Here is a 25,227-nt window from a genome sequence, read left to right on the forward strand (position 1 = left end):
GCGATTCTAACCCAGAGTGGCCGCGATGCAATGCTTGCGTAAGCGCCAACGCGTGTTGAAGCGTGTTGGAGCGCTTCTGCAAGACCCGCTCCAGCCGCACTCAGGGAAAATCCCATCACCACACAATAGCGTTTTTAATTGCACACAAAAAAATCTTGTGTGATTCTAGTATCAGAGTTTGTCTGGTGTGCGCTGTGTTTTTGCATCAGCCGCGCGTCCGATTCATCCGATCTTTGTCCGCAGGAGATTTCCCCGATGTCCTTGCCTCAAACCTCTCAACCCAAGCTCGGCGCGGCGCTGCGCCAGCGTCACGTCACGATGATCGCGCTCGGCGGCATCATCGGCGCCGGGCTGTTCGTCGGCAGCAGCGCGACGCTCGCGACAGTCGGCCCGGCGGCGTGCGTGTCCTATCTCGTCGCCGGCATCGTCGTGCTGATGGTCATGCGCATGCTCGGTGAAATGGCGCTCGCCGTGCCCGGCGTCGGCTCGTTCACCGAATACGCGCGCATCGGCCTCGGCAACTGGGCCGGCTTCACGAGCGGCTGGCTCTACTGGTACTTCTGGGTCATCGTCGTCGCGGTGGAGGCCGTCGCGGGCGCCGCGATATTGCAGCGCTGGATACCGGCGCCGGTCTGGGTCATCGGCCTCGTGCTCTTGTCCGTGATGACCGTGATCAACCTGCTCTCGGTCAAGTCGTACGGCGAATTCGAGTTCTGGTTCGCGTCGATCAAGGTCGCGGCGATCATCGTGTTCATCGCGATCGGCGCGGGCTATCTGCTCGGCTTCGGGCACACGGGCGGCGCGGTTACGCATCTCACCGGCAATCGCGGCTTTCTCCCGTTCGGCCCGATGTCCGTGTTCGCCGCCGTGCCGACCGTGATCTTCGCGGTCGGCGGCGCGGAAATCGCGACCATCGCCGCTGCCGAATCCGACGATCCCGCGAAGAGCGTCGCCGCCATGACGCGCTCGGTGATCCTGCGCGTCATCACGTTCTATGTCGGCTCGCTGTTCCTGATCGCGTGCATCGTGCCGTGGGGCAGCATCGTGACGGGGCATTCGCCGTTCGTCGCCGCACTGGAGACGATGCGCATTCCCTACGCCGCCGACATCATGAACGCGATCGTGCTCGTCGCCGTGTTGTCCGCGCTGAACTCGGGCCTGTATGTGTCGTCGCGCATTCTGTTCCGCCTCGCCGAACGCGGCGATGCGCCGAAGTCGCTGCTCAGGCTCACGCCGCAGAAGGTGCCGCGTCTCGCGGTGCTGCTGTCGAGCGTGGTCGGCTATGTCGCGATCGTCGCGGCGATCGTGTCGCCGCAGGGCGTGTTCCTGTTCCTCGTGAACGCATCGGGCGCGGTGATGCTGTTCGTCTATCTCGCGACGGCGCTCGCGCAGATCCGCATCCGCCGACGCATCCAGAAAGAAGCGCCCGAGCGTCTCACGCTCAAGATGTGGCTCTTTCCGTGGCTGTCGTATGCGGTGGTCATCGCGATCGTCGGCGTGCTCGCGGCGATGGGCGCGGACCGCGAACTGCGTCCGCAACTGATGGCGAGCCTCGCGAGTCTCGCGGTGGCCTCGGCGGCTTACCTGTTCGCGGCGAAGCATCATCGTCGTCAGGAAGAGAGCGAGTCGGCGACGGGCTTCCTGTCGCATGAAGGCGAGCTTGCATGGAAGGGGCGTGACTGATGTCGAACGTGGCGATCATCGGCGCGGGGTTCATCGGCATGGCGAGCGCCGCCTGGCTCATGCGCGACGGTCACGGCGTCACGCTGTTCGATCCGTTGGGCGTGGCGCAGGGCGCGTCGTTCGGCAATGCGGGGACCTTCGCGCCGTACGGATGCGTGCCGGTGAACAATCCGTCCGTGTTCCGCGATATCCCGCGCTTTTTGTTATCGAACGACAGTCCGTTCAGATTGCGCTGGAGCTATCTGCCGCAACTGGCACCGTGGCTCGCGCGCTTTCTGATGAGCTCGCGGCGCGCGAACTTCGAAGCGAGTGCGCAGGCGCTGGCGGCGCTGCTCTCTCGTGCGCAGGAAGGCTATGCGCCCTTGCTCGAAGAAGACGGTCTCGCGCGTTTCGTGAAGCCGCGCGAGTGTCTGTATCTCTACTCGAGCGCCGCATCGTTCGATGCATCGCGCGATTCGCTCAGCCTTCGCGAACGGCTCGGCGTGAGCTTCGACGTGCTCGAAAGCGGCGCGATCCGCGAACTCGAACCGCAGCTTGCGCCGATCTTCGCGCGCGGCGTGCTGTTTCGCGATAGCTGGCATTTCACCGATCCCGCCGGCTTTCTGGAGGCCTTGTATGAACGGCTTGCCGCGCGCGGTGCACAACTGGAGCGCGCGAAGGTGGACGCGATAGTACCGGACGCGCAGGGCGTTTCATTGCGTGTGAACGGCGATGCGCGCCGCTTCGATCATGTCGTCGTCGCGACGGGCGCGCGCTCGCGCGAGTTCGCGCATCAATGCGGCGACGACGTTCCGCTCGATACCGAGCGCGGTTATCACGTTCGTTATGCGTCGGCGTCGAACCTGATATCGCGGCCGTGCGGCTGGGCGGAGCGCGGCTTCTACATGACGCCGATGAGCGATGGCATCCGCGTAGCGGGCACGGTCGAGCTCGCGGGCTTCACCGAGACGCGCAACCGCGCGCTGCTCGATCTCGTGACCGTGTCGTCCAAGCGCGCGTTGCCCGCGCTCGGCGCGCCCGATCGCGAATGGCTCGGCTTTCGTCCGACATTGCCCGATGGCGTGCCGGTGATCGGCGCGTCGAAGGCGAGCGAGCGCGTCGTGTATGCGTTCGGGCATCAGCATCTCGGGTTGACGCTCGCGGGCGTGAGCGGACGCATCGTCGCCGATCTGATCGCGCGGCGCGCACCGCCGCTCGATCTCGCGAGCTATCGCGCGTCGCGCTTTCACTGAGCGCGGCACGCATTCGCATGAGACCTGTTCGCGGTGTCGCGCCGCGAGCGGGCCGTATGAAAACTGGCGCGACGTCCAACCATGTGGAGCACGAACATGAACCGCCGCTTTTTGCTTTCGAGCCTTGCCGCAGGCGTGCTTGCCGCGTATATGCCGATGTCGTGGGCCGCCGATCCCGAAGTCGTGAAGATCGGCTTCGTCGGGCCGTTGACGGGGCCGGTCGCGCGCGTCGGCAAGGATTTGCAGTACGGTGCGCAACTCGCGATCGATGAAGAGAACGCGAAGCATCCGACCGTCGGCGGCAAGCCCGTCAAGTTCGAACTGGAGGTGTACGACGATCAGGCCGATCCGCGCGTCGCGATTCAGGTCGCGCAGAAAGCGGTCGATAGCGGCATCGTCGGCGTGATCGGGCATTACAACTCCGGTTGCAGCATTCCGGCGTCGACGGTCTATCATCAGGCGAATGTCGCGATGATCACGCCCGGCTCGACGAACCCGCAACTCACGAAGCAGGGCTTCAAGAACGTGTTCCGCACGATGGGCCATGACGGCGTGGGCGGCGTGGTGGCGGGGCGCTTCGTCGTGGAGCAGATGAAGCCGAAGCGCATCGGCATCATCGACGATCGCACCGCGTTCGGGCAAGGTCTCGCCGATTCGTTCGAGAAAGGCGTGAAGGAGGCGAACGGCAAGGTCGTCGCGCGTGAATACACCAACGACAAGGCCGTGGACTTCCGCGCCATTCTCACGACGATGAAGAGCCAGAACGTCGATCTGATTTTCTTCGGCGGTCTCGACGAACAAGGCGCGATGCTCGTCAAGCAGATGCGCTCGCTCGGCATGACGACGCAACTCTTCGGCGCGGGCGCGCTGAAGAGCAATGCGTTCCTGCAAATCGCGGGCACGTCGGGCAACGGCACGCAGGATCTCGAACCCGGTCCCGCGCTCGACAAGCTGCCGTCCGCGCAGGAGTTCGGCAAGCGCTACAAGGCGCGCTTCAATCAGGATGTGGAGCTGTATGCGCCTTTCGCCTACGATGCCGCGCTCGCGATGATCAAGGCCATCCACGATGCGAATTCGCTCGATCGCGGCAAGATCGTCGAGGCGCTCGCGAAGGTCAACGTGACGGGCGTGACCGGCAAGATATCGTTCGACCCGTACGGCGATCTGATCAAGCCGCCCTATACGCTCTTTCAGGTCGAGCAGGGCCAATGGAAGAGTTTGAAGACAGTCGGCGGAAGCGGCGTATGAGCTTCAGCGAAACCGTAGGCGTTCGCACGTATCGTTTCGACGATCTCGCGACGCTCCTCGCGAAGGCGAGTCCGCGACGTTCCGGCGATGAACTCGCGGGCATCGCCGCGGCGACGGAAGAAGAGCGCGCGGCGGCGAAGCTGGCCTTGTCGGCGGTGCCGCTGCGCGCGTTCATCGAAGAAGCGTTGATCCCGTACGAAGACGACGAAGTCACGCGCCTCATCATCGATGAACATTCGAAGGATGCATTCGCCGCCGTGTCGCATCTCACGGTCGGCGAGTTCCGCGAATGGCTGCTGGCCGATTCGACCGATACGGCCGCGCTCGTCGCGGTGTCGCAGGGACTCACGCCGGAGATGGTCGCGGCGGTATCGAAGCTGATGCGCAATCAGGACCTCATCCTCGCCGCGAAGAAGCGCCCGGTCGTCACGCGTTTCAGGAACACGGTCGGCTTGCCCGGACACATGTCGGTGCGCCTTCAGCCGAATCATCCGACCGACGATGTGCAGGGCATCGCCGCATCGATGATCGACGGCCTCATGTACGGCTGCGGCGACGCGATGATCGGCATCAATCCCGCGTCGGACTCGCCGCAGGCCATCGGCAAATTGCTCGCGATGATGGACGCGTTTCGCGAACGCTACGACGTGCCGACGCAGACCTGCGTGCTGACCCACGTGACCAACACGCTCGCGGCGATGGAACAGGGCGCGCCGGTCGATCTCGTGTTTCAGTCGATCGCGGGCACGCAGAAGGCGAACGCATCGTTCGGCATCTCCATCGCGTTGCTGCAGGAAGCGTATGAGGCGGGATTGTCGTTGAAGCGCGGGACCGTCGGCGAGAATCTCATGTACTTCGAGACGGGGCAGGGCAGCGCGTTGTCCGCGAACGCGCATCACGGCGTGGATCAGCAGACGTGCGAAGCGCGCGCCTACGCGGTGGCGCGCAGGTTCAATCCGTTTCTCGTGAATACGGTGGTCGGCTTCATCGGTCCGGAGTATCTCTACGACGGCAAGCAGATCATTCGCGCGGGCCTCGAAGATCATTTTTGCGCGAAGCTGCTCGGCGTGCCGATGGGCTGCGACGTGTGCTATACGAATCACGCGGAAGCCGATCAGGACGACATGGACACGCTGCTCACGCTGCTCGGCGCGGCCAACGTGAACTTCATCATGGGCGTGCCCGGCGCCGACGACGTGATGCTGAACTATCAGAGCACTTCGTTTCATGACGCGCTCTATGTGCGCGATGTGCTCGGCCTGAAACGCGCGCCCGAATTCGAAGCATGGCTGCAGGCGATCCAGATCACGAATGCGCGCGGCATGCTGAGGGAACAGACGCAATGGCCCGCGCTGATCGACTGGATGAGGGCGTGATGAAAGTCAGCGCGAATCCGTGGGAAGCGTTGCGCCGCTTCACCGATGCGCGTATCGCGCTCGGACGCGCGGGCAGCAGCGTGCCGACCGCGCCGCTGCTCGCGTTCAATCTCGCGCACGCGCAGGCGCGCGACGCGGTGCATCGGCCGCTCGATGTCCGGGCGTTGGAGGAAGAACTGACGTCGAAGGGATTCGAGAGCGCCACGGTTTGCAGCGCCGCGCCTTCGCGCGATGTCTACCTGCGGCGTCCCGATCTCGGACGCCGCCTGAACGAGACGAGCGCGACACAGCTCGAATCGCACACGAAGGACACGGACCTCGTGTTCGTCATCGCCGATGGACTGTCGTCGAACGCGGCATCGACACACGCGATCGCGCTCATCGAAAGAACCGTCGCGCGGCTCGACGGCTGGCGCATCGGTCCTGTCGTCATCGCGACGCAGGCACGCGTGGCGCTCGGCGATTGCATCGGGTCGATGCTGAAAGCGCGCATCGTTGCCGTGCTGATCGGCGAAAGACCGGGGCTCAGTTCTCCGGCGAGTCTCGGCGTGTATGTCACCTACGATCCGCTTCAGAGTCGCAGCGATGCGGAGCGCAACTGCATATCGAACGTGCGCCCCGAAGGACTGGCCTACGATGCAGCCGCGTTCAAGCTCGCCTGGCTCCTGAATGAAGCGCGCTCGCGCAAGCTGACGGGCGTCGGCCTGAAGGACGACAGCGCGATAATCCTGCCCGGGCGAACGATCGATCGCCTGTCGCGCGCATGACTGCGCACCCGATGCTTCGCGTAAACCCCGTCGAAAGAAAGTGCCCCGCGTAAGAAACGGGTAAGCGGACGCTTTTACCTTAGTCTCCAGCGCATCGAAAGCAAAAACTCGCCTGAAAAGTATGCGCGAGGGCATTGCACGACGTCCCCGTCCGGGGATGTTCTTATTCATACGCATCGCTGACCGTTCGCGCGCCGCGCCGAACGCGGGCGTTTTCGCACGCAGAAAAGAGACATTCATGCAGGAGACGGAAATGGATCTCAAGATCGTAGAAAAAATCAAGTCGAGCGCCGCGTACGGCGAACTGGTGCGAAAACGCTCGAAGCTCGGCTGGACGCTGACGGCCCTCGTGCTGGTCGTGTACTACGGCTACGTGTTGCTGATCGCGTTCGACAAGGATCTGCTGGCCGCGAAGATGGGCGCGGGCGTGATGACCTGGGGCATGCCGATCGGCCTGTTCGTGATCGTCTTCACGGTCGTGATAACGGGTCTCTACGTGCGCCATGCCAACAGCACGTACGACGAACTCACGGACAAGATCAAGCGGGAGGCCGCATGAAGCCGCAACATATCCTCGCATCGGGCGCGCTTGTCGCGGCTTCCACCAGCGCCTTCGCCGCAGGCGGCGATCTCGGTCAGGCGGTGAAGCAGGCGACCAACTGGACCGCGATCTGCATGTTCATCGCGTTCGTGATCGCGACGCTCTTCATCACCAAATGGGCCGCGAAGAAAACGCGCTCGGCCGCCGAGTTCTACACCGCGGGCGGCGGAATCACCGGCTTTCAGAACGGCCTTGCGATCGCGGGCGATTTCATGTCGGCGGCCTCGTTTCTTGGCATTTCGGCGGCGGTCTACAGCAATGGTTACGACGGCCTCATCTATTCGATCGGCTTTCTCGTCGGCTGGCCGATCATCACGTTCCTGATGGCCGAGCGCCTGCGCAATCTCGGCCGCTTCACCTTCGCCGATGTCGCTGCATACCGCTTCAAGCAGACGCCGATTCGCGCGTTCGCCGCGTCGGGCACGCTCGTCGTCGTGGCGTTCTATCTGATCGCGCAGATGGTCGGCGCGGGACAACTCATCAAGCTCTTGTTCGGCCTCGAATACTGGATCGCGGTGGTGATCGTCGGCGCGCTGATGATGGTGTACGTGCTCTTCGGCGGCATGACGGCGACGACGTGGGTGCAGATCATCAAGGCGTGTCTGCTGCTCGCGGGCGCTTCGTTCATGGCGTTCATGGTGCTGTGGCAATTCCACTTCAGCCCCGAGGCGCTCTTTGCGAAGGCAGTCGAGGTGCACGAGAAGAAGGAATCGATCATGGGTCCGGGCAACTTCATCAAGGACCCGATCTCGGCGATCTCCTTCGGCATTGCGCTGATGTTCGGCACGGCCGGTCTGCCGCACATCCTGATGCGCTTCTTCACCGTGCCGAACGCGAAGGAAGCGCGCAAGTCGGTGTTCTGGGCGACGACGTGGATCGGCTACTTCTACATTCTCACGTTCATCATCGGCTTCGGCGCGATCGTGCTGGTGAGCACCAACCCGATGTTCAAGGATGCGGGCGGCAAGCTGCTCGGCGGCACGAACATGGCGGCGGTGCATCTTGCTAATGCGGTCGGCGGCAACGTGTTCCTCGGCTTCATCTCGGCAGTGGCGTTTGCAACCATTCTCGCGGTCGTCGCGGGGCTGACGCTCGCGGGCGCGTCGGCGGTGTCGCATGATCTCTATGCGACCGTGTTCAAGAAGGGTCAGGCGTCGAGCAAGAGCGAGCTGAAGGTGTCGCGTATCACGACGATCGTGCTCGGCATCGTCGCGGTGGTGCTCGGCATCGTGTTCGAGAAGCAGAACATCGCGTTCATGGTGTCGCTCGCGTTCGCGGTGGCGGCGTCGGCCAACTTCCCGGTGCTGTTCATGTCGGTCCTGTGGCGCGGCTGCACGACGCGCGGCGCGGCGATCGGCGGCTTCCTCGGCCTGTTCTCGGCGGTCGCGATGACGGTGCTCTCGAAGGCCGTGTGGGTCGATGTGTTCCACTACGCGAGCGCGCCGTTCCCGTATGCGTCGCCCGCGCTGTTCTCGATGGCGATCGGCTTCATCGGCATCTGGCTCTTCTCGGTGACCGACAAATCCGCGCGTTCGCGTATCGACAAGGCCGGCTTCGAAGCGCAGACGGTGCGTTCCGAAACGGGCATCGGCGCGGTGGAGGGCGCGAGCCACTGAAGTCCTGACGGCGGCGCGTTCTCCGATGCGCCGCCGCCGGCGCGATTCGTATACCGGAGATGCCGGGCGCGTCGCGAATGGCGAGTAAAAAATGCGTTAAGCTCGATGCAACTGAAAGCACGAAGCTTCTTACGCATTGGAGCGAGCCATGGAATTGCAGTGCCCCAGTCTTTTCGAGCAATCGGCGTATATCGGCGGCGCGTGGGTAGACAGTACTTCGCTGCCGCGCGTGCCCGTCACCAATCCTTCCACCGGCGAGATCATCGGCACCGTGCCGCAAGTCACGGCGGAGCAGGTGACCGAGGCCATCGACTGCGCGAACGCGGCCTTGCAGGACTGGCGCAACTGGAGCAGCCGCGAGCGCGCGTCGGTGCTGAGGGAATGGGCGCGGCTCGTCGAACATCATCGCGACGATCTCGCCATCATCCTGTCCACCGAGCAAGGCAAGCCGCTGCACGAAGCGCGTTCCGAAATCACGCAGGCCGCCAACTATCTCGACTGGTTCGCCGAAGAAGCGCGCCGCATCTACGGCGACAACATTCCCGCGCCGCGCCGCAATCAGCGTATCCGCGTGCTGCATCAGCCGGTAGGCGTGTGCGGCGCGATCACGTCATGGACGTTTCCCTCTTCGATGGTCGCGCGACGCGTCGGCGCCGCGCTCGCGGCGGGCTGCACGGTCATTCATCATCCGGATCCACAGACGCCGTACTCCGCGCTCGCGCTGTGCGCGCTCGGCGAGAACGCGGGCTTGCCGCGCGGCGTGCTGTCCGTGCTGACGGGCGAGGGCGAGCCGATCAGAAGCACGCTGCTCGCGAGCCCCGGCGTGCGGAAAGTGTCCTTCACCGGTTCCATCGACGAAGGCAAGCGGCTGATGACCTTGTGCGCATCCACCGTGAAGAAGATGTCGCTCGAACTGGGCGCGAACTGCCCTTTCATCGTGTTCGACGATGCGGACATCGACCTTGCCGTGAAAGGCGCGCTCGATGCGCGATTCCGTCACTCGGGTCAGGCGGCGATGTGCGCGAACCGCTTTTTCGTGCATGAGGACGTGTACGAGACCTTCGTCGCGAAGCTCGTTTCGAAGGTCGCGCTGCTCAAGGTGAGCGACGGACTGGACGAAGGCGCGCAGATCGGTCCGCTCATCGATGACGCGGCGGTGGTGCGCATCGAAAATCTCGTCGATGAAGCGGTGAGGCTCGGCGCGAAGATCGCGGCGGGCGGATCGCGTGTCGCGCCCGGATCGAACTTTTTCAGGCCGACGGTCCTAACGGGCGTCGATCCGTCAATGGGCGTGTGCGGCGACGAAGTTCTCGGGCCGATAGCGAGCGTGCTCCAGTTTCGGGAAGAGGACGACGTCATCACGCTCGCGAACGATACGCGCACCGGGCTCGCGTCTTACTTCTACACGGCGGATATCAGCCGCGCGTTCCGCGTGATGGAGGCGCTCGAATGCGGTGTCGTCGGCGTGAACGATAGTCTCGTGTTCAACGAGGTCGCGCCGTTCGGCGGCATCAAGGAATCGGGGATGGGGCGCGAGGGGGCGTCGTCGGGCGTGGAGGAGTATCTGGAGGCGAAGTATGTTTGTTTCGGGAATCTGGAGGGCTGAAGTCTCGACCCGCCATCACTCCGGCGGCCTCACCACCAGAATCGGCAGATGACTATGCGTCAGCACCTTCTGCGTCTCGCTTCCGAGCAATAGCCCGCGAATTCCGCCGTGACCGTGCGAGGCCATCACGATGAGATCGCAGTGCCGCGTCTTCGCCGTATCGAGGATCACTTCATAGGGATGCGATCCCGTGGGCGCTTCGGTATCGCACTCCACGCCCGCCTGTACCGCGATATTCCGGAGATTTTCGAGGTACACGCGAGCGCGCGCCTGATCGGCGGCCTGAACCTCGTCCTGATTCGCGCCCGCCATCTCGGCGCTATAAACGGTCATATGAAACGGCCGCATCATATAAAGACCGGTGATGCGCGCGCTGTTCTCCTTGGCGAGCGCAACGGCCATGCGCACCGCCGCCTCCGATAGCGCGGACCCGTCCGTTGGAACCAGCAAATGGTTGAACATGATGACGTCCTCCGGTTCTCTGGGGACACGAAAGAGAGAGTCGAATCGACGATTCCAGTATAGGCGAGTTCTAGCGCCCCATCGCCGCGATAGCCTCCTCGTCCAGACGCACGGACATGACGGGCGCTTCGGGCCCCACGTGCGACAACTTCATCAGACGCGGCTGCAGCAGCAACGCCACGAGACCGCTCCATCCCGTCTGATGCGAAGCGCCGACACCGCGCCCGCTGTCGCCATGAAAGTACTCGTGAAAGAGGATGAGATCCTGCGAGCGCGGATCGGCTTGCAGCATCGGATACGCGGCCATCACGGGACGCTTGCCCTCGGCGTCTTTCAGGAAGAGCGTGCTGACGCGCCGCGAGAGGTCGTCGGCAATCTCGCTCAGCGAATGCATCTTGCCCGAGCCCGTCGGATGCTCGACGCGAAATTCATCGCCATAGTAGCGATGAAACTCGTAGAGCGATTCGATCAGCAGATAGTTGACCGGCATCCAGATCGGTCCACGCCAATTGGAATTGCCGCCGAATACACGCGAATCCGATTCAGCAGGCAGGTACCTGATGCAGACCTTCACGCCATCGTGGTCGAAGATATAAGGTTTCTCGCAATGCACGCGGGACAATGCGCGCACGCCATAGTCGGAAAGGAATTCGCACTGATCGAGCGTGCGCCGCAAGAGCGCTTTCATGCGATGTCCGCGCAATAGCGAAAGCAGGGTGGTGTTGCCCTTGCCCGGCTCCGTCCAGCGCGAGACGAGCTTCGCGAGATTCGGCCGATGATCGAGAAACCACGCGAGCCTTTCGCGCAGTCCCGGCAAATCGCCGTACACGCGCTCTTCGAGCACATGCACCGCGAAGAGCGGTATCAGGCCGACGATGGATCGAATGCGCATGGGCACGCGCGTGCCGTCCGGCAGATGCAGCACGTCATAGAAGAATTCGTCGCTGCGGTCCCACAAGCCCGTGTTGCAGCCTTCGCCGCAACTCACCGCTTCCGCGATATACAGGAAGTGCTCGAAGAACTTCACCGCGATCTCGACATACGATTCGTTGGCCATCGCGAGTTCGAGACCGATCTGCATGAGGTCGAGCGCATACGAGGCCATCCACGCGGTGCCATCGGCCTGATCGATGCGTCCGCCCGTCGGCAGCGGCTGCGAGCGGTCGAAGATGCCGATGTTGTCGAGCCCGAGAAAACCGCCCTGAAAGATGTTGCGGTCGTCGGCGTCCTTGCGGTTGACCCACCAGGCGAAGTTGAGCAGCAGCTTGTGGAACATCACTTCGAGGAAAGCGTGATCGCCGATGCCGGTCATCTCGCGATCGAGCTCGAATACGCGCCATGTCGCCCACGCGTGAACGGGCGGATTCGCGTCGCCGAATGCCCACTCATAGGCGGGCAATTGCCCGTTCGGATGCATGTAGCGTTCTTTCACGAGCAGCGATAACTGCTTCTTCGCGAAGTCCGGATCGATCGTCGCGAACGCGACCGCATGGAACGCGAGATCCCACGACGCGTACCACGGGTACTCCCATTTGTCGGGCATCGATACGATGTCGCCGTTGCACATGTGCCGCCAGTCCGCATTGCGGCCCTGTCGGCGTCCTTTCGGCGGGATGGGCTGGCCCGGATCGCCGTCGTGCCAGCGCGTGACGTCGAACTGGTAATACTGCTTCGTCCATAACATGCCCGCGAGCGCCTGACGCTGCACGAGACGCGCATCGGCTTCATCGATATCGTGTTGCAGCGTCGCGTAGAACTCGTCGGCTTCCGCCAGGCGTTGCGCGAAAAGCTGTGCCATGTCGAGCGGCGGATCATCCGAAACCGATGCCGGACGCCAGCGCAGATACATCACGGAGCGTTCATGCGGTCCGAGTTGCAGACACGCATGCGCGGCGCTGCGCGTGCCATGATCGCGCCGGATAGCGTGATCGTCGCCTTCGACGAGATAGTCGTTGAAGCCGTCCTTGAAGGGGCCCGCGCCCTCGATGCCGAAGATGCGACGAACGTTCGTTTCGTTCTCGCAAAAGAGCCATTCGACGGGCGTTTCCGCCGAGGCCGTCACCAGCATCGCGCCTTGCGACGGATTGTGCGCGACGACGCGCGCGCCTTCCCGCGCATCCTGTTCCAGCGTCAGCGAAGGCTTGCCCCATTTGCTCGACCACGACCAGCGGTTGCGCGCCCAGAACTGCGGCAGCACATGAAGCGTCGCGGCCTCGTCCGCGCGATTTTCGACGGTCACGCGCATCACGACGTCATCGGCCGTGTGCTTCGCATACTCGACGCAGACATCGAAGTATCGATCGTTGTCGAAGACGCCGGTATCGAGCACTTCGTATTCGGGAAGCTCGGGGCCGCGCCGCTTGTTTTCGTCGATGAGTTGCTGATACGGATACGCATCGTGCGGATACTTGTACAGCATCTTCATGTACGAATGCGTCGGCGTGCCGTCGAGATAGAAGTACAGCTCCTTCACATCCTCGCCGTGATTGCCCTGCTCGTTCGTGAGGCCGAAGAGCCGTTCCTTGATGATCGGATCACGCCCGTTCCACAGCGCGAGCGACACGCACCAGTCGAGCGGGTCGTTGCCGAATCCGGCGATACCGTCCTCCCCCCAGCGATACATGCGGCTGCGCGCATGGTCGTGCGGAAAGTAATCCCAGGCGGTACCGCATTCGCTGTAATCCTCGCGGACCGTGCCCCATTGACGCTCGCTCAGATACGGTCCCCAGCGTCGCCACCGGTCGAGATCGGCGCCATGCAGGCGAGAGCCTTCCCTGGTTTGCAGCAAATGGATTGCGCGTAGCGGTGGCATGCGACCTCCGGTCCGGATGACCATCCAATATGTTCGATGCGCGGCTTTCCGATGATAAGCGAAGTGAAAAAAAGCGCGGCGATTGCCGCGCTGCAAAAACTCATCGTGCTCATTTCATCGCGTTCCCGCGCTTCTCAGCGAGATTCCGTCCGGATGAGGATTCGCGTCGTTCATGTCTTCCGGAAGGAGATTGCCGTCCGCGAGCCGCCGGTCCGCTTCCGCGATCTCCGGATAACGCTCCGGATAGAGATGCCGTTCACTGACGGCGGCATCGAAGGTGCGCGACCATTTGGCGATCACGACGGTCGCGAGACTGTTGCCGATGGTGTTGCACGTCGCGATCGCCATCGACATGAAGCGGTACACGCCGAAGATCAGCGCGAGGCCTTCGACCGGAAGGATGCCCGTCGACGTGACGGTCGCGGCGAACACCACGAACGATCCGCCCGAGACCGTGGCCGCGCCCTTCGACGTCAGCAGCATCAGCAACAGAATGCCGATCTGATGGTCCAGCGTGATCGGCACGCCGTACGCATGCGCGATGAACATCACGCCCATCGACATGAAGATCGACGTGCCGTCGAGATTGAACGCATAGCCCGTAGGCAGCACGAGACCGACGGTCTGCTTCGCGCAGCCGAGCCGTTCGAGCTTGATCAAGAGACGCGGCAATGCGCTTTCCGAAGACGCCGTGCCGAGCACGATGAAGATTTCGTCCTTGATATAGCGCAGAAAGCGCCAGAGGCTGAAGCCCGCGAGCTTCGCGATGATGCCCATCACCACGACGATGAACAGCGCCACCACCGCATAGAAGCTCACCACGAGTTGTGCGAGCGCGACCAGCACGGCCGTGCCGTTGCTGCCCACCGAATACGCGACCGCGCCCAACGTACCGAGCGGCGCGAGCTTCATCACGAGGTTGATGAACGAGAACAGCACCTCGGAAACGAGATCGAGCCCTTCGTTGATGCGCACGCGGCGGCGCTCGGGAATGGCGAGAATGCCGATGCCGACCATCACCGCGAGCACGACCACCTGCAACAGCTCGCCCTTCGCGAACGCGCCGATGAAGTTGTCCGGCACCACATGCATCACGAACTCGGTGAAGCCTTGCGGCGCAGCCTTTGCGGCCGTCGCGGGCACGGCGCCGACAGCGACGGAAGTCATCGCCTTGCCCGTTTGCAGCAGATTGCCCGCGAGCAGGCCGACCGCGAGTGCGATCGTCGATACGACTTCGAAGTAGACGATCGCTCTCCAGCCGACGCGCCCCGCGCTCTTCACATCGCCCGCCGACGCGATGCCGTGCACGATCGTGAGAAACACGAGCGGCGCGACGCCGGCCTTGATGAGCGCGAGAAAGATATCGCCGAGCACCTTCAGTTGCGCGCCGAACTTCGGAAAGACGAGACCGACCGCAATGCCGATCGCGAGCGACAAAAGCACCTGCATGCCGAGCTTGCGATACCACGGCAGCTTCTTCGGCGGGGCGACGGTCGTGTCGTCGTGTGATGCGGGTTCGTTATGCATCGCATGCTCCTCCATGTTCTTTACGTTCAGACTTCGCTCGACAGCGCGATGGCGCGATCCACCATCTGCGGCGCGAGACCGAGATAGTTCGCGGGATCGGTCATGCGATCGATCGCGGCGCGGTCGAAGTGCTTCGTTACGTCGGGCAATGCCGCGAGCGCTTCCGCGAGCGTGCCGCCTTGTTCGTTCACCGTGCGGCATGCGTCATACACGATGTCGTGCGCCTGCTGACGTCCGGTGTAAGGGGCCATGCCCATCATCACGGCTTCCGCCACGATCAGGCCGCGGCTGATGCCGAGGTTGTGCTTCATGCGCGCTTCATCGACGATCAGACCGCCGAGCATGAACTTCGCCTGATGCAGCGCACCCGACGTGAGAATGAAGCTCTCGGGAATCGCGATCCATTCCGCGTGCCACGGGCCGGTGGCGCGCTCGAAGTCCTGGATCATCGCGTCGACCATCAGGCCCGCGTGCTGGCGCACCGCTTTTGCCGCGGCCAGCATGAGCTCGCTCGAAATCGGATTGCGCTTTTGCGGCATGGTGCTGCTCGCGCCGCGTCCTTTCACGAAGGGCTCGTACACTTCCGCGAATTCCGTCGACGCCATGATCATGATGTCGATCGCGATCTTGCCAAGCGAGCCCGTGACGAGCGCGAGCAGGTTCACCGCTTCGGCAAAACCGTCGCGCGCGACATGCCAGGTGGTTGCGGGTACGCCGAGCTTCAGTTCTTCGGCGAGCGCTTTCTGCACCGCGAAGCCCTTGTCGCCGAGCGATGCCAGCGTGCCCGCCGCGCCCGCGAATTCGACGACGGCCACGCGCTCGCGCATCTGCGCGATGCGTTCCTGATGGCGATCGAACATCGCGAGCCAGATCGCGACCTTGTAGCCGAACGTCACGGGCAGCGCCTGCTGCAAATGGGTGCGGCCGGCCATCGGCGTATCGCGGTGCTTCTTCGCCAGGTCCGCGAGAATCGCCCGCAATTCGCGTATATCGCCGTCGATGGATTCGAGCGCATCGCGCACTTGCAGCGCGACGGCGGTATCCATGATGTCCTGAGTCGTCGCGCCCCAATGAACGTAACGTCCGGCGTCGCCGCACATGGCGACCATCTGATGCACGAGCGGCAGGATCGGATAGCCGACGATGTCCGTTTCCTCGCGCATGTGATCGAAGTCGATGCGCTCGATCTTCGATTCACGCGCGATCACTTCGGCGGCTTCGGCCGGAATCACGCCCGCGCGCGCCTCGGCTTTCGCGAGCGCCACTTCGACATCGATATAACGCTGCACCAGCGCGTGATCCGAGAACAGCGCGCGCATTTTCGCGGTGCCGAACGCGTCGCGAAACAGCACGGAATCGAACACGGTGCTGGCCAGGGGAGAAACGGAACTCGTCATGTTGACCTCTTGCGGAAGCGAAATTGATCGGGGCAGGACAGGCAAATATGTCCGGACATATTCAGACTAATATGTTCGAACATATCGGGCAAGCTATGATTTACCCTGACCACCGAAAAACACCGCCAGAGCAGCAATGAACAGACCGCATTTCGCCGATATCGCGCGCGAGCTGACCGAAGGCATCGCGTCGGGCCGCTTTCCCGTCGGCTCCTATCTGCCGACCGAACTGGAACTTCGCGACCACTATCAGACGAGCCGGCATACCGTGCGCGCCGCGCTGCACGAGTTGCAGCAACTGGGCCTCGTGTCGCGGCGCAAGAATGCGGGCACGCGTGTCGAGTCGATGCAGCCGCGCAACGACTTCCGTCCCTCGCTCGCGTCCGTCGACGATCTCGTGCAGTTCGGCTCCGAGCACTTGCGTCTCGTGCAATCGACGCAGCATATCGAGGCCTCGGCGAAACTCGCGAAGACCTTGCGTTGCGCGCAGGGCACGCCGTGGCTGCGCGTATCGAGCCTGCGTATCGATGGCGACAAGGACAGCCCGCCCGTCGGCTGGACGGACGTGTATATCGATCCTGCATACGACGACGTCGCCGAAGCCGCGAAGGAGAATCCGGATACGCTCATCAGCTCGCTGATCGAAGCGCGCTATGGGCGCTGTATCGACGAGATTCAGCAGGACGTGCGCGCCATCAACGTGTCGGCGGACATGGCGAGGCGTCTGCGCGTGGAGGCGGGCACGGCGGCGCTGGAGATCGTGCGCCGCTATCTCGATGCGAGTGGCGCGACATTCGAGGTGTCGGTGACGGTGCATCCGGCGGAGCGCTTCTGCGTGTCGATGCGGCTCAAGCGCTCGCCTGCCTGAGCGCATCCTCCGCGATCCGGGAACGCCGTCTTTCGACGTGACATCCAAGCCGGTATCCAGAACGGAATGCCGGGAGACGTCACATGAAACTCATCCACGCCGCATTGAGCGCGATAGTCGCATTCGCAGGCATCGCGGCTCATGCGCAAAATGCCGGACCGACCGATCCGCAGATCGCGGCTATCGTCGTGACGGCCAATCAGGTCGATATCGACGCGGGAAAGCTCGCCGAATCGAAGACGAAATCGAGCGACGTGAAGGCGTTCGCGCAGCAAATGGTCACGGACCATAGCGGCGTCAACAAGGCCGCGACCGATCTCGTGAAGAAGCTCAACGTCACGCCCGAGGACAACCCGACGAGCCAGAGCCTGAAGCAAGGCGGAGACGCGAATCTCGCGAGGCTCAAAGCGCTTTCAGGCGGGAGCTTCGACCGGTCGTACATCGATCACGAGGTCGCCTATCATGAAAGCGTGCTCGATGCGCTCGACAAGACCTTGATACCTGGCGCGCAAAGCGAAGAACTGAAGGCGCTGCTCGTCAAGGTGCGGCCCGCATTCGTCGCACATCTCGAACATGCACGGCATGTGCAGGCGGAACTGAAAAAGAGCGGAGCGTGAGATGCGCTGGCTTCTTTGCGTAGGCGCGCTCGTTTTGTGCGGCGAGGCGAGCGCCGCGACGTATGTCGTCGTGATCGAGCAAATGCGTTTCGAGCCGCCTGTGTTGACCGTTGCGCCCGGCGATCGCATCGTGTGGGTGAACAAGGATTTGTTTCCGCACACCGCGACCGCCGATAAAGCGGCCTTCGATTCGCACGATATTTCGCCCGATGCGTCGTGGAGTTACGTCGCGCGCGAGGCGGGAAGCTATGCGTATTCGTGCAGGCTGCATCCGACGATGCACGCGACACTGAACGTTCGATAGAGACGACGATGAGCGACACCGCACAAACCCTCATAGCCGACGATGATCTGAGCATTGCACGGCGCATCGTCGCGGGCGATCGCGCGGCGTTCGAATTGCTGATGCGTCGGCATAACCGGCGTCTGTATCGCCTCGCGCGCGCGACCTTGCGCAATGATGCTGAAGCCGAGGACGCATTGCAGGACGCTTATTTGCACGCGTATCGGTCGATGAGCCAGTTTCGCGGCGACGCGCAGCTTTCCACGTGGTTATCGCGACTCGTGCTCAATGAGTGTTTCGCGCGCATCCGGCGTTCGGCGCGGCGTCAGAACGTGATTCCCATCGTGGATGCGCCCGATTGGGTCGAACAGGCTGAAGCAATGACCTCGCACGACAATTCCGCGCCCGACGATGCGCTCGCGCGTTCGCAGGTTCGGGCACTGCTCGAACGCAAGCTCGACGCATTGCCGGAGCTATTTCGCATTGTGTTCGTGCTGCGTTCGATCGAGGAGATGACGGTCGAAGAGACGGCGCAGTGTCTGAACATTCCCGAGGCGACGGTGCGCAGCCGGCATTTTCGCGCGCGCGGCATGTTGCGTGAATCGCTGGCGCAGTCGTTCGATCTCGCCGAACGCGACGTGTTCGAATTTGGCGGCGCGCGGTGCGATCGGATTGTCGAGCGGGTGCTATTGAAACTAGACGATGGCGGCGTTTGATGACAATAAACAGGGCGGCTGCTCGCGCAATAGCGGGAATCGTCATGCTGGCGGGCATTTCGGGCGCTGAGGCAAGGACGATCAAGGTCATATCCGGAACTTATGGCGCGAATTGCGGCGCCGCGAACGGCAACGCGACGCGCGATCTGACGTTTCAGTGCGATGGCCTCGATACGTGTCAGTACGTGCCGGACAGAAAGCGCATCGGCGATGCGACACGCGCTTGCAGCAAGGATCTTCAGGCCGACTGGCGCTGCACGGACAGCGAATTCCATACCGCGATGCTCAGCCCCGAAGCGGGCATGAACAGCACGCTCGTGCTGAGCTGCGTCGAACAAAACGGACCAGGGCACTGAGCGGTCCTAGGTTGAGCCTATGACCGGCAAAGTTATCTGATATTTGCGCGCTTTCCGGACAGGCATTCAAATAGAGGTTAGGCCCTAGCCTCTTTCTGAGAGCTTGTCATTATTCGGAGACGCAAGTGAAGATTCTTGTCCCAGTCAAGCGCGTGGTCGATTACAACGTGAAGGTCCGAGTGAAGTCGGATAACACGGGCGTCGATATCGCCAATGTGAAAATGTCGATGAATCCATTCGACGAAATCGCCGTCGAAGAAGCGGTGCGGTTGAAGGAAGCGGGCGTTGCGGCGGAAGTAATTGCCGTGTCGTGCGGTGTGACGGCGTGTCAGGAAACGTTGCGTACCGCGCTGGCCATCGGCGCGGATCGTGCTGTGCTGATGGAAACGTCGGAAGAGTTGCAGCCTTTGGCCGTCGCGAAGTTGTTGAAGGCGCTGGTCGATCAGGAGAAAGCTGATTTGATCATCCTCGGCAAGCAGGCTATCGACGACGATTCGAATCAAACCGGCCAGATGCTTGCTGCATTGGCAGGTCTGCCGCAGGCGACGTTCGCATCGAAAGTCGTGGTCGCGGATGGCAAGGCGACTGTTTCGCGTGAAGTCGATGGCGGCGCGGAAACGCTTTCTTTGAAGCTTCCCGCTGTGGTCACGACTGACCTGCGCCTGAACGAGCCGCGCTATGTGACGCTGCCGAACATCATGAAGGCGAAGAAGAAACCTTTGACGACGATGAAGCCCGCTGATGTGGGCGTCGATGTCGCGCCGCGTCTGAAGACGCTGAAAGTTGTCGAGCCGCCGAAGCGCAGCGCGGGCATTACGGTTCCCGACGTGAAGGCATTGGTAGAAAAGCTGAAGAACGAAGCGAAGGTAATCTGATGACGACTCTTGTTATTGCGGAACACGACAATGCGTCGATCAAGGCAGCGACGTTGAATACGATTGCGGCTGCGGCGAAGATCGGTGGCGATGTGCATGTGCTGATCGCCGGTTCGAACGCGCAGGGCGCGGCGGATGCGGCGGCGAAGATCGCGGGCGTCGCAAAGGTACTGCTCGCCGATGCGCCTCAACTCGCAGAAGGTCTTGCGGAAAATGTCGAAGCGACGGTACTGAACATCGCGAAAGATTATTCGCACATCTTCGCGCCCGCGACGGCTTACGGTAAGAACATCGCGCCGCGCATCGCTGCACATCTCGATGTCGCGCAAATCAGCGATATCACCGCCGTCGATAGCGCCGACACGTTCGAGCGTCCGATCTATGCAGGCAATGCGATCGCAACGGTGCAATCGAGCGATCCGATCAAGGTGATCACGGTGCGCGCGACGGGTTTCGATCCGGTTGCGGCCGAAGGCGGTAACGCTCAAGTCGAAAAGATCGAAGCCGCAGCCGACGCGGGCATCTCGCAGTTCGTGAGCCGTGAAGTGACGAAGCTGGATCGTCCGGAACTGACGAGCGCAAATATCATCGTGTCGGGCGGACGTGGCCTCGGCAGCGGCGAGAACTATACGAAGACGCTCGAACCGCTCGCGGACAAACTCAACGCGGCGCTGGGCGCATCGCGCGCGGCAGTCGATGCTGGCTATGTCCCGAACGATTATCAGGTCGGTCAAACCGGCAAGATCGTCGCGCCGCAACTGTACGTGGCAGTCGGCATCTCGGGCGCGATTCAGCACTTGGCCGGCATGAAGGACTCGAAGGTCATCGTCGCGATCAACAAGGACCCGGAAGCGCCGATCTTCAGCGTGGCCGATTACGGCCTCGTCGGCGATCTGTTCACGATGGTCCCCGAACTGGTCAACGAACTGTGATGCGAACGCCCGCCAAAACGAACGCCGATCGATATCGTTCGTTCCTGTTCGTGCCGGGCAATCGCCCCGAGCGTTTCGCGAAGGCGCTGGACAGCGGCGCCGACGCGATCATCATCGATCTGGAAGATGCCGTCGCGCCCGCGAGCAAGGACGAGGCGCGCGATGTCGTGGCCGCATGGCTCTCGCCCGAGCGTCCCGTGCTGATTCGCGTGAACGCGCGCGATACGCCGTGGTTCGATCGCGATGCGCAACTAGGCAAACTGCGCGGCGTGGCGGGCATCGTGTTGCCGAAGGCGGAAAGCGCTGCGGATATCATCGCACTCGTCTCGCGCACGAAGAGCAGAATGCCGGTGTTTCCGTTGATCGAAAGCGCGAAGGGCATGTTCAACGCGCTAGAGATCGCGAAAGCACCGTACGTGCATCAGTTGATGTTCGGCACGCTCGATTTCTGCGCCGACATGAACATGGCCACCGACGACGATGTTCTCGATCCATTCCGCGCGAATCTCGCGATGATATCGAGGGTCGCAGGCATCGGTGCGCCAATCGACGGCGTGACGCCCGCGATCGACGACGAACACGCGTTGAAGCACGAAACGCTCAATGGAAAGCGCCGCGGCTTCGCGGGGAAGCTGTGCATTCATCCGAAGCAGGTTCGGACGATCAACGAATGTTATGCGCCGAGCGAATCCGAACTCGCGTGGGCGAAGCGCATACTCGATGCGTTTTCGAATGCGAACGGCGCGGCCATCGCCGTCGATGGAAAAATGGTGGACCGGCCAGTCGTGCTTCGCGCGCAAACAATACTCGAAGGCACGCGCGCATAGTTCATGTGGACCCGCGAGTTATAGAATAGGCGACCGGCGCCGGACATTCACGCGCGCGCCTGTCATCGACTCTCGCCATTCCACATGGACGTCCGCCAGCTTCGCTACTTCGTCAGCATCGTCGATTACGGCAGTCTCGGCAAGGCGGCGGAAAAGCTATTCGTCGCGCAGCCTTCGCTCAGCCAGCAAATGGCGCGGCTCGAAGAAGAACTCGGCGTCACGCTCCTTCTGCGCAGCAATCACGGCGTCACGCCGACCGCCGAAGGCGATGCCCTCTATCGCCATGCGCGTCTCGTGCTGCGGCAGATGGAACAACTCAAGCAGGAAGTGACCAAGGGCGCGGGCGCCGAATCCGGCACGGTGGCGGTCGGCTTGCCGACGACGATGGCCTCCGTGCTCGCGGTCCCGCTATTCGAGCGCATCCAGGATCAATACCCCGGCATTCGCCTGCAATTCTTCGAAAGCATGAGCGGCTATCTGAACGAGCTGCTCGCCAATGGCCGGCTCGATCTCGGCATCCTGTTTCGCGAATCGGATACACCCGGCATCACGGCCTTGCCCGTGCTCGATGAAACGCTTTATCTGTTGGGCGATCCGGGCGGCGAAATCTCGCCGCGCGCATCGACATGCCCGCTCGCCAAGCTTGCGGGCGTCAAGCTCGTCGCGCCCGGTGCGTCGAACGGCTTGCGTCTTCTGATCGAGCGCACGTTTGCGAGCGAGAAGGTCGAATTGAATATCGTCGCGGATATCGACTCGTTGCCCGCGCTCTTGCTGATCGCGAATTCGGGCCGTGCCTGCACGATTCTTCCTTCATCGGCAATCGCGCAATGGAACGAGGCGCTCTTGCCGAAGATGCGAAGAATCGTCGAGCCGACGATCAGGCGGCCAGCGAGCATCTGCTGGCCCAATGGCGCGCCGATGAATTCGGCGACGGTCGCGGTGCGCGAGACGCTGATCGAGTTGATCGCGGAGCATATTGAACACGATAGCTGGCAAGGCGTGACGATGCGCAAGCGGGGACCGCAAAACTAGATCGCATTCGCGGCGCGCAAGCGCCCGATGGCGTTATCGTCGAGACCGAGTTCACGCAAGACCGCATCGGTGTGCTGGCCGAGCGCGGGCACGGCGTCCATGCGCGGTTCATCGGCGCTGCCGAGTCCCGGCGGATAGAGCGCGGGAATCGCACCGGCCGGCGTTTCGACGCGTGTCCAGCGATGCCGCGCTTCGAGTTGTTCGTGTTTCCACACATCGTGCATGTCGTTCATGCGCGCATTCGCGATGCCCGCTTCCTCCAGCCGCTCGATGACTTGCGCGGCGGTCAGCGAAGCGAACGCTTCGACGATGATGTGCGTCAACGCTTCGCGATGCTGCGTGCGACGGCTGTTCGCGCAGAAGCGTTCGTCGTCCTGAAGCGCGGGCTGGCGAATCACGATCTCGCAGAACTTCTTCCATTCGCGCTCGTTTTGCAGACCGAGCATGACGGTCTTGCCGTCTCCTGCCTGGAACGGGCCATAAGGAAAGATCGTCGCGTGCGATGCGCCCGCCTGACGCGGCGGCGTCTGCCCGTCGATCGCGTAGTAGAGCGGATAGCTCATCCACTCGACCATGCTTTCTAGCATGGAGATGTCGATGCGCTTGCCGCGCCCCGTCTGCCCACGCTCGATGAGCGCCGCGAGGATATTGGTGTAGCCGTACATGCCGGCGGCAATATCGGCGATCGAGCAGCCTGCCTTCGCGGGTTCGCCTTCCGAACCCGTGATGCTCAGAAAGCCCGATTCGCTTTGAATCAGCAGATCGTAGGCTTTCTTGTCGCGCATCGGGCCATCCGAACCGTAGCCCGAGATATCGCACACGATGAGGCGCGGATAACGCACCTTCAACGTGTCGTAGTCGAGCCCGAGCCGTTGCGTCGCGCCGGGCGCGAGGTTCTGCACGAATACATCGGCATCGGAGAGCAGCTTGTGCACGACATCGAGCGCTTCAGGATGCTTGACGTCGAGCGTCACGCTCTCCTTCGAGCGGTTCGTCCACACGAAATGCGATGCGAGCCCGGACACGCGTTCGTCGTAGTTGCGAGCGAAATCGCCTGTTCCCGGACGCTCGATCTTGATCACGCGCGCGCCCAGATCGGCGAGCTGACGCGTGCAGAAGGGCGCGGCTATGGCATGCTCGAACGTGACGACCTTGATGCCTTGCAGTGGACGCATGATCGGCCTCCTTCAGAACGAGCGCGGCAGGCCGAGGATATGCTCGGCGACATACGAGAGAATCAGGTTGGTCGAGATCGGCGCGACCTGATAAAGACGCGTCTCGCGGAACTTGCGTTCGACATCGTATTCCGCCGCGAAGCCGAATCCGCCGTGGAATTGCAGACATGCGTTGGCCGCTTCCCATGAAGCATCGGCGGCGAGGAGCTTCGCCATATTGGCCTGCGCGCCGCAATGCTGGTGCGAATCGAAGAGCTCGCACGCCTTGAAGCGCATCAGGTTCGCCGCTTCGACATTGACATAGGCGCGCGCAATCGGAAACTGCACGCCCTGATTCTGGCCGATGGGACGCCCGAACACGACGCGATCCTTCACATACTGCGAAACCTTGTCGATGAACCAGTAGCCATCACCGATGCACTCCGCGGCGATCAGCGTGCGCTCCGCGTTCAGGCCGTCGAGGATGTACTTGAAGCCCTTGCCTTCCTCGCCGATCAGATTCTCGGCGGGAATCTCGAGATTGTCGAAGAACAACTCGTTGGTCTCGTGATTCACCATGTTGAGGATCGGCTGCACCGTGAGGCCGTGGCCGATCGCCTCGCGCAGATCGACGATGAAGATCGACATGCCTTCGCTCTTCTTCTTCACATCCGCGACAGGCGTGGTGCGCGCGAGCAGGATCATGAGATCCGAATGCTGCACGCGCGAGATCCATACCTTCTGACCGTTGATCACATAACGATCGCCCTTCTTTTCGGCGGTCGTCTTGATCTTGGTCGTATCGGTGCCGGTGGTCGGCTCGGTCACGCCCATCGATTGCAGACGCAATTCGCCCGATGCGATCTTCGGCAGATAGCGCTTCTTCTGTTCCGCCGAGCCATGACGCAGCAGCGTGCCCATGTTGTACATCTGGCCGTGACACGCGCCCGAGTTGCCGCCCGAGCGATTGATCTCTTCCATGATGACCGACGCTTCGGTCAGCCCGAGACCCGAGCCGCCGTACTCTTGCGGAATCAGCGCGGCGAGCCAGCCCGCTTTCGTGAGGGCATCGACGAATGCTTCGGGATAGCCGCGCGCTTCGTCGATCTTGCGAAAGTATTCGCCGGAGAACTGACCGCAAAGATCACGCACGGCTTCGCGGATGTCCTGATAAGCGTCGGGAGTGGATTCGATCATGATGTGCTTGGCTATTGGGTTCGTATCGTCAAACGAGTCAAAC

23 protein-coding genes are annotated in these 25,227 nt (G+C 62.4%); 17 read left to right on the plus strand and 6 right to left on the minus strand.

Annotation, left to right across the window (positions count from 1 at the left end; genetic code table 11):
• The first annotated feature begins 255 nt into the window (after window positions 1-255).
• The 8 genes from IAG25_RS05900 to IAG25_RS05935 all read left to right on the plus strand — a co-directional run bounded on the left by IAG25_RS05900 (window position 256) and on the right by IAG25_RS05935 (window position 10,129).
• Window positions 256-1,683 carry an amino acid permease gene (locus tag IAG25_RS05900; RefSeq protein ID WP_187604010.1) on the plus strand — a complete coding sequence of 476 codons (1,428 nt, stop codon included), beginning with the start codon at window positions 256-258 and terminating at the stop codon, window positions 1,681-1,683.
• A complete protein-coding gene (locus tag IAG25_RS05905) occupies window positions 1,683-2,915 on the plus strand; it encodes an NAD(P)/FAD-dependent oxidoreductase (protein ID WP_187604011.1) in 1,233 nt (410 codons plus the stop codon). Before IAG25_RS05900 ends, IAG25_RS05905 begins: the two co-directional genes overlap by 1 nt.
• A 96-nt stretch (window positions 2,916-3,011) precedes the next feature.
• A complete protein-coding gene (locus IAG25_RS05910; RefSeq protein WP_187604012.1) occupies window positions 3,012-4,163 on the plus strand; it encodes a branched-chain amino acid ABC transporter substrate-binding protein in 1,152 nt (383 codons plus the stop codon).
• Complete coding sequence (locus tag IAG25_RS05915; protein WP_187604013.1) at window positions 4,160-5,539, plus strand: ethanolamine ammonia-lyase subunit EutB; 1,380 nt, start codon at window positions 4,160-4,162, stop codon at window positions 5,537-5,539. The genes IAG25_RS05910 and IAG25_RS05915 overlap by 4 nt, the downstream gene beginning before the upstream one ends.
• The gene (eutC, locus tag IAG25_RS05920; protein WP_187604489.1) at window positions 5,539-6,306 is read left to right on the plus strand and encodes an ethanolamine ammonia-lyase subunit EutC; all 768 of its coding nucleotides are present in this window, start codon (window positions 5,539-5,541) and stop codon (window positions 6,304-6,306) included. The genes IAG25_RS05915 and eutC overlap by 1 nt, the downstream gene beginning before the upstream one ends.
• A 253-nt stretch (window positions 6,307-6,559) precedes the next feature.
• A complete protein-coding gene (locus tag IAG25_RS05925) occupies window positions 6,560-6,865 on the plus strand; it encodes a DUF485 domain-containing protein (RefSeq protein ID WP_035501389.1) in 306 nt (101 codons plus the stop codon).
• Window positions 6,862-8,523: a cation acetate symporter gene (locus IAG25_RS05930; RefSeq protein WP_187604014.1), complete on the plus strand. Its 1,662-nt coding sequence runs from the start codon at window positions 6,862-6,864 to the stop codon at window positions 8,521-8,523. The genes IAG25_RS05925 and IAG25_RS05930 overlap by 4 nt, the downstream gene beginning before the upstream one ends.
• A gap of 148 nt (window positions 8,524-8,671) precedes the next feature.
• On the plus strand, window positions 8,672-10,129 hold the full coding sequence (locus IAG25_RS05935; RefSeq protein ID WP_187604015.1) for an NAD-dependent succinate-semialdehyde dehydrogenase: 1,458 nt from the start codon (window positions 8,672-8,674) through the stop codon (window positions 10,127-10,129).
• Between the two features lie 15 nt (window positions 10,130-10,144).
• Here the strand turns inward: IAG25_RS05935 and IAG25_RS05940 are convergent, their stop codons facing one another.
• From IAG25_RS05940 to IAG25_RS05955, 4 genes are all read right to left on the minus strand, one after another.
• Window positions 10,145-10,591 (minus strand): universal stress protein, encoded by a 447-nt coding sequence (locus IAG25_RS05940; protein ID WP_187604016.1) that lies wholly within the window; start codon window positions 10,589-10,591, stop codon window positions 10,145-10,147.
• A gap of 70 nt (window positions 10,592-10,661) precedes the next feature.
• On the minus strand, window positions 10,662-13,403 hold the full coding sequence (locus IAG25_RS05945; RefSeq protein WP_187604017.1) for an MGH1-like glycoside hydrolase domain-containing protein: 2,742 nt from the start codon (window positions 13,401-13,403) through the stop codon (window positions 10,662-10,664).
• 114 nt (window positions 13,404-13,517) lie between these two features.
• Window positions 13,518-14,930 (minus strand): cation:dicarboxylate symporter family transporter, encoded by a 1,413-nt coding sequence (locus tag IAG25_RS05950; protein WP_187604018.1) that lies wholly within the window; start codon window positions 14,928-14,930, stop codon window positions 13,518-13,520.
• 26 nt (window positions 14,931-14,956) lie between these two features.
• On the minus strand, window positions 14,957-16,327 hold the full coding sequence (locus IAG25_RS05955) for a class-II fumarase/aspartase family protein (protein ID WP_187604019.1): 1,371 nt from the start codon (window positions 16,325-16,327) through the stop codon (window positions 14,957-14,959).
• Between the two features lie 136 nt (window positions 16,328-16,463).
• Here IAG25_RS05955 and IAG25_RS05960 point away from each other — a divergent pair, with 136 nt between their 5' ends.
• The 9 genes from IAG25_RS05960 to IAG25_RS06000 all read left to right on the plus strand — a co-directional run bounded on the left by IAG25_RS05960 (window position 16,464) and on the right by IAG25_RS06000 (window position 22,833).
• Entirely contained in the window at window positions 16,464-17,195 is a 732-nt protein-coding gene (locus IAG25_RS05960) for a GntR family transcriptional regulator (RefSeq protein WP_187604020.1), read from the plus strand.
• 83 nt (window positions 17,196-17,278) lie between these two features.
• Window positions 17,279-17,812, plus strand: a complete 534-nt coding sequence (locus IAG25_RS05965; RefSeq protein WP_187604021.1) for a DUF4142 domain-containing protein — start codon at window positions 17,279-17,281, stop codon at window positions 17,810-17,812.
• A gap of 1 nt (window position 17,813) precedes the next feature.
• Entirely contained in the window at window positions 17,814-18,116 is a 303-nt protein-coding gene (locus IAG25_RS05970) for a cupredoxin domain-containing protein (RefSeq protein ID WP_187604022.1), read from the plus strand.
• Window positions 18,117-18,124: 8 nt separating this feature from the next.
• Entirely contained in the window at window positions 18,125-18,811 is a 687-nt protein-coding gene (locus IAG25_RS05975) for an RNA polymerase sigma factor (RefSeq protein ID WP_187604023.1), read from the plus strand.
• Between the two features lie 44 nt (window positions 18,812-18,855).
• Window positions 18,856-19,167: a hypothetical protein gene (locus IAG25_RS05980; RefSeq protein WP_255503548.1), complete on the plus strand. Its 312-nt coding sequence runs from the start codon at window positions 18,856-18,858 to the stop codon at window positions 19,165-19,167.
• A 125-nt stretch (window positions 19,168-19,292) separates the two neighbouring features.
• Window positions 19,293-20,042 carry an electron transfer flavoprotein subunit beta/FixA family protein gene (locus tag IAG25_RS05985; protein ID WP_187604025.1) on the plus strand — a complete coding sequence of 250 codons (750 nt, stop codon included), beginning with the start codon at window positions 19,293-19,295 and terminating at the stop codon, window positions 20,040-20,042.
• Window positions 20,042-20,974, plus strand: coding sequence for an electron transfer flavoprotein subunit alpha/FixB family protein (locus tag IAG25_RS05990; protein ID WP_187604026.1), 933 nt, complete (start codon window positions 20,042-20,044; stop codon window positions 20,972-20,974). Before IAG25_RS05985 ends, IAG25_RS05990 begins: the two co-directional genes overlap by 1 nt.
• Window positions 20,974-21,801 carry an HpcH/HpaI aldolase/citrate lyase family protein gene (locus IAG25_RS05995; RefSeq protein ID WP_187604027.1) on the plus strand — a complete coding sequence of 276 codons (828 nt, stop codon included), beginning with the start codon at window positions 20,974-20,976 and terminating at the stop codon, window positions 21,799-21,801. Before IAG25_RS05990 ends, IAG25_RS05995 begins: the two co-directional genes overlap by 1 nt.
• A gap of 84 nt (window positions 21,802-21,885) precedes the next feature.
• Window positions 21,886-22,833, plus strand: a complete 948-nt coding sequence (locus tag IAG25_RS06000) for a LysR substrate-binding domain-containing protein (RefSeq protein ID WP_187604028.1) — start codon at window positions 21,886-21,888, stop codon at window positions 22,831-22,833.
• Here IAG25_RS06000 and IAG25_RS06005 read toward each other — a convergent pair.
• Both IAG25_RS06005 and IAG25_RS06010 read right to left on the minus strand, forming a co-directional pair.
• The gene (locus IAG25_RS06005) at window positions 22,830-24,008 is read right to left on the minus strand and encodes a CaiB/BaiF CoA transferase family protein (protein WP_187604029.1); all 1,179 of its coding nucleotides are present in this window, start codon (window positions 24,006-24,008) and stop codon (window positions 22,830-22,832) included. The genes IAG25_RS06000 and IAG25_RS06005 overlap by 4 nt on opposite strands.
• Before the next feature lie 12 nt (window positions 24,009-24,020).
• Window positions 24,021-25,184, minus strand: coding sequence for an acyl-CoA dehydrogenase family protein (locus IAG25_RS06010; protein ID WP_187604030.1), 1,164 nt, complete (start codon window positions 25,182-25,184; stop codon window positions 24,021-24,023).
• Window positions 25,185-25,227 lie beyond the last annotated feature (43 nt).

It is taken from the genome of Caballeronia sp. EK (genome assembly GCF_014384845.1).
GTDB classification, from domain to species: domain Bacteria; phylum Pseudomonadota; class Gammaproteobacteria; order Burkholderiales; family Burkholderiaceae; genus Caballeronia; species Caballeronia jiangsuensis.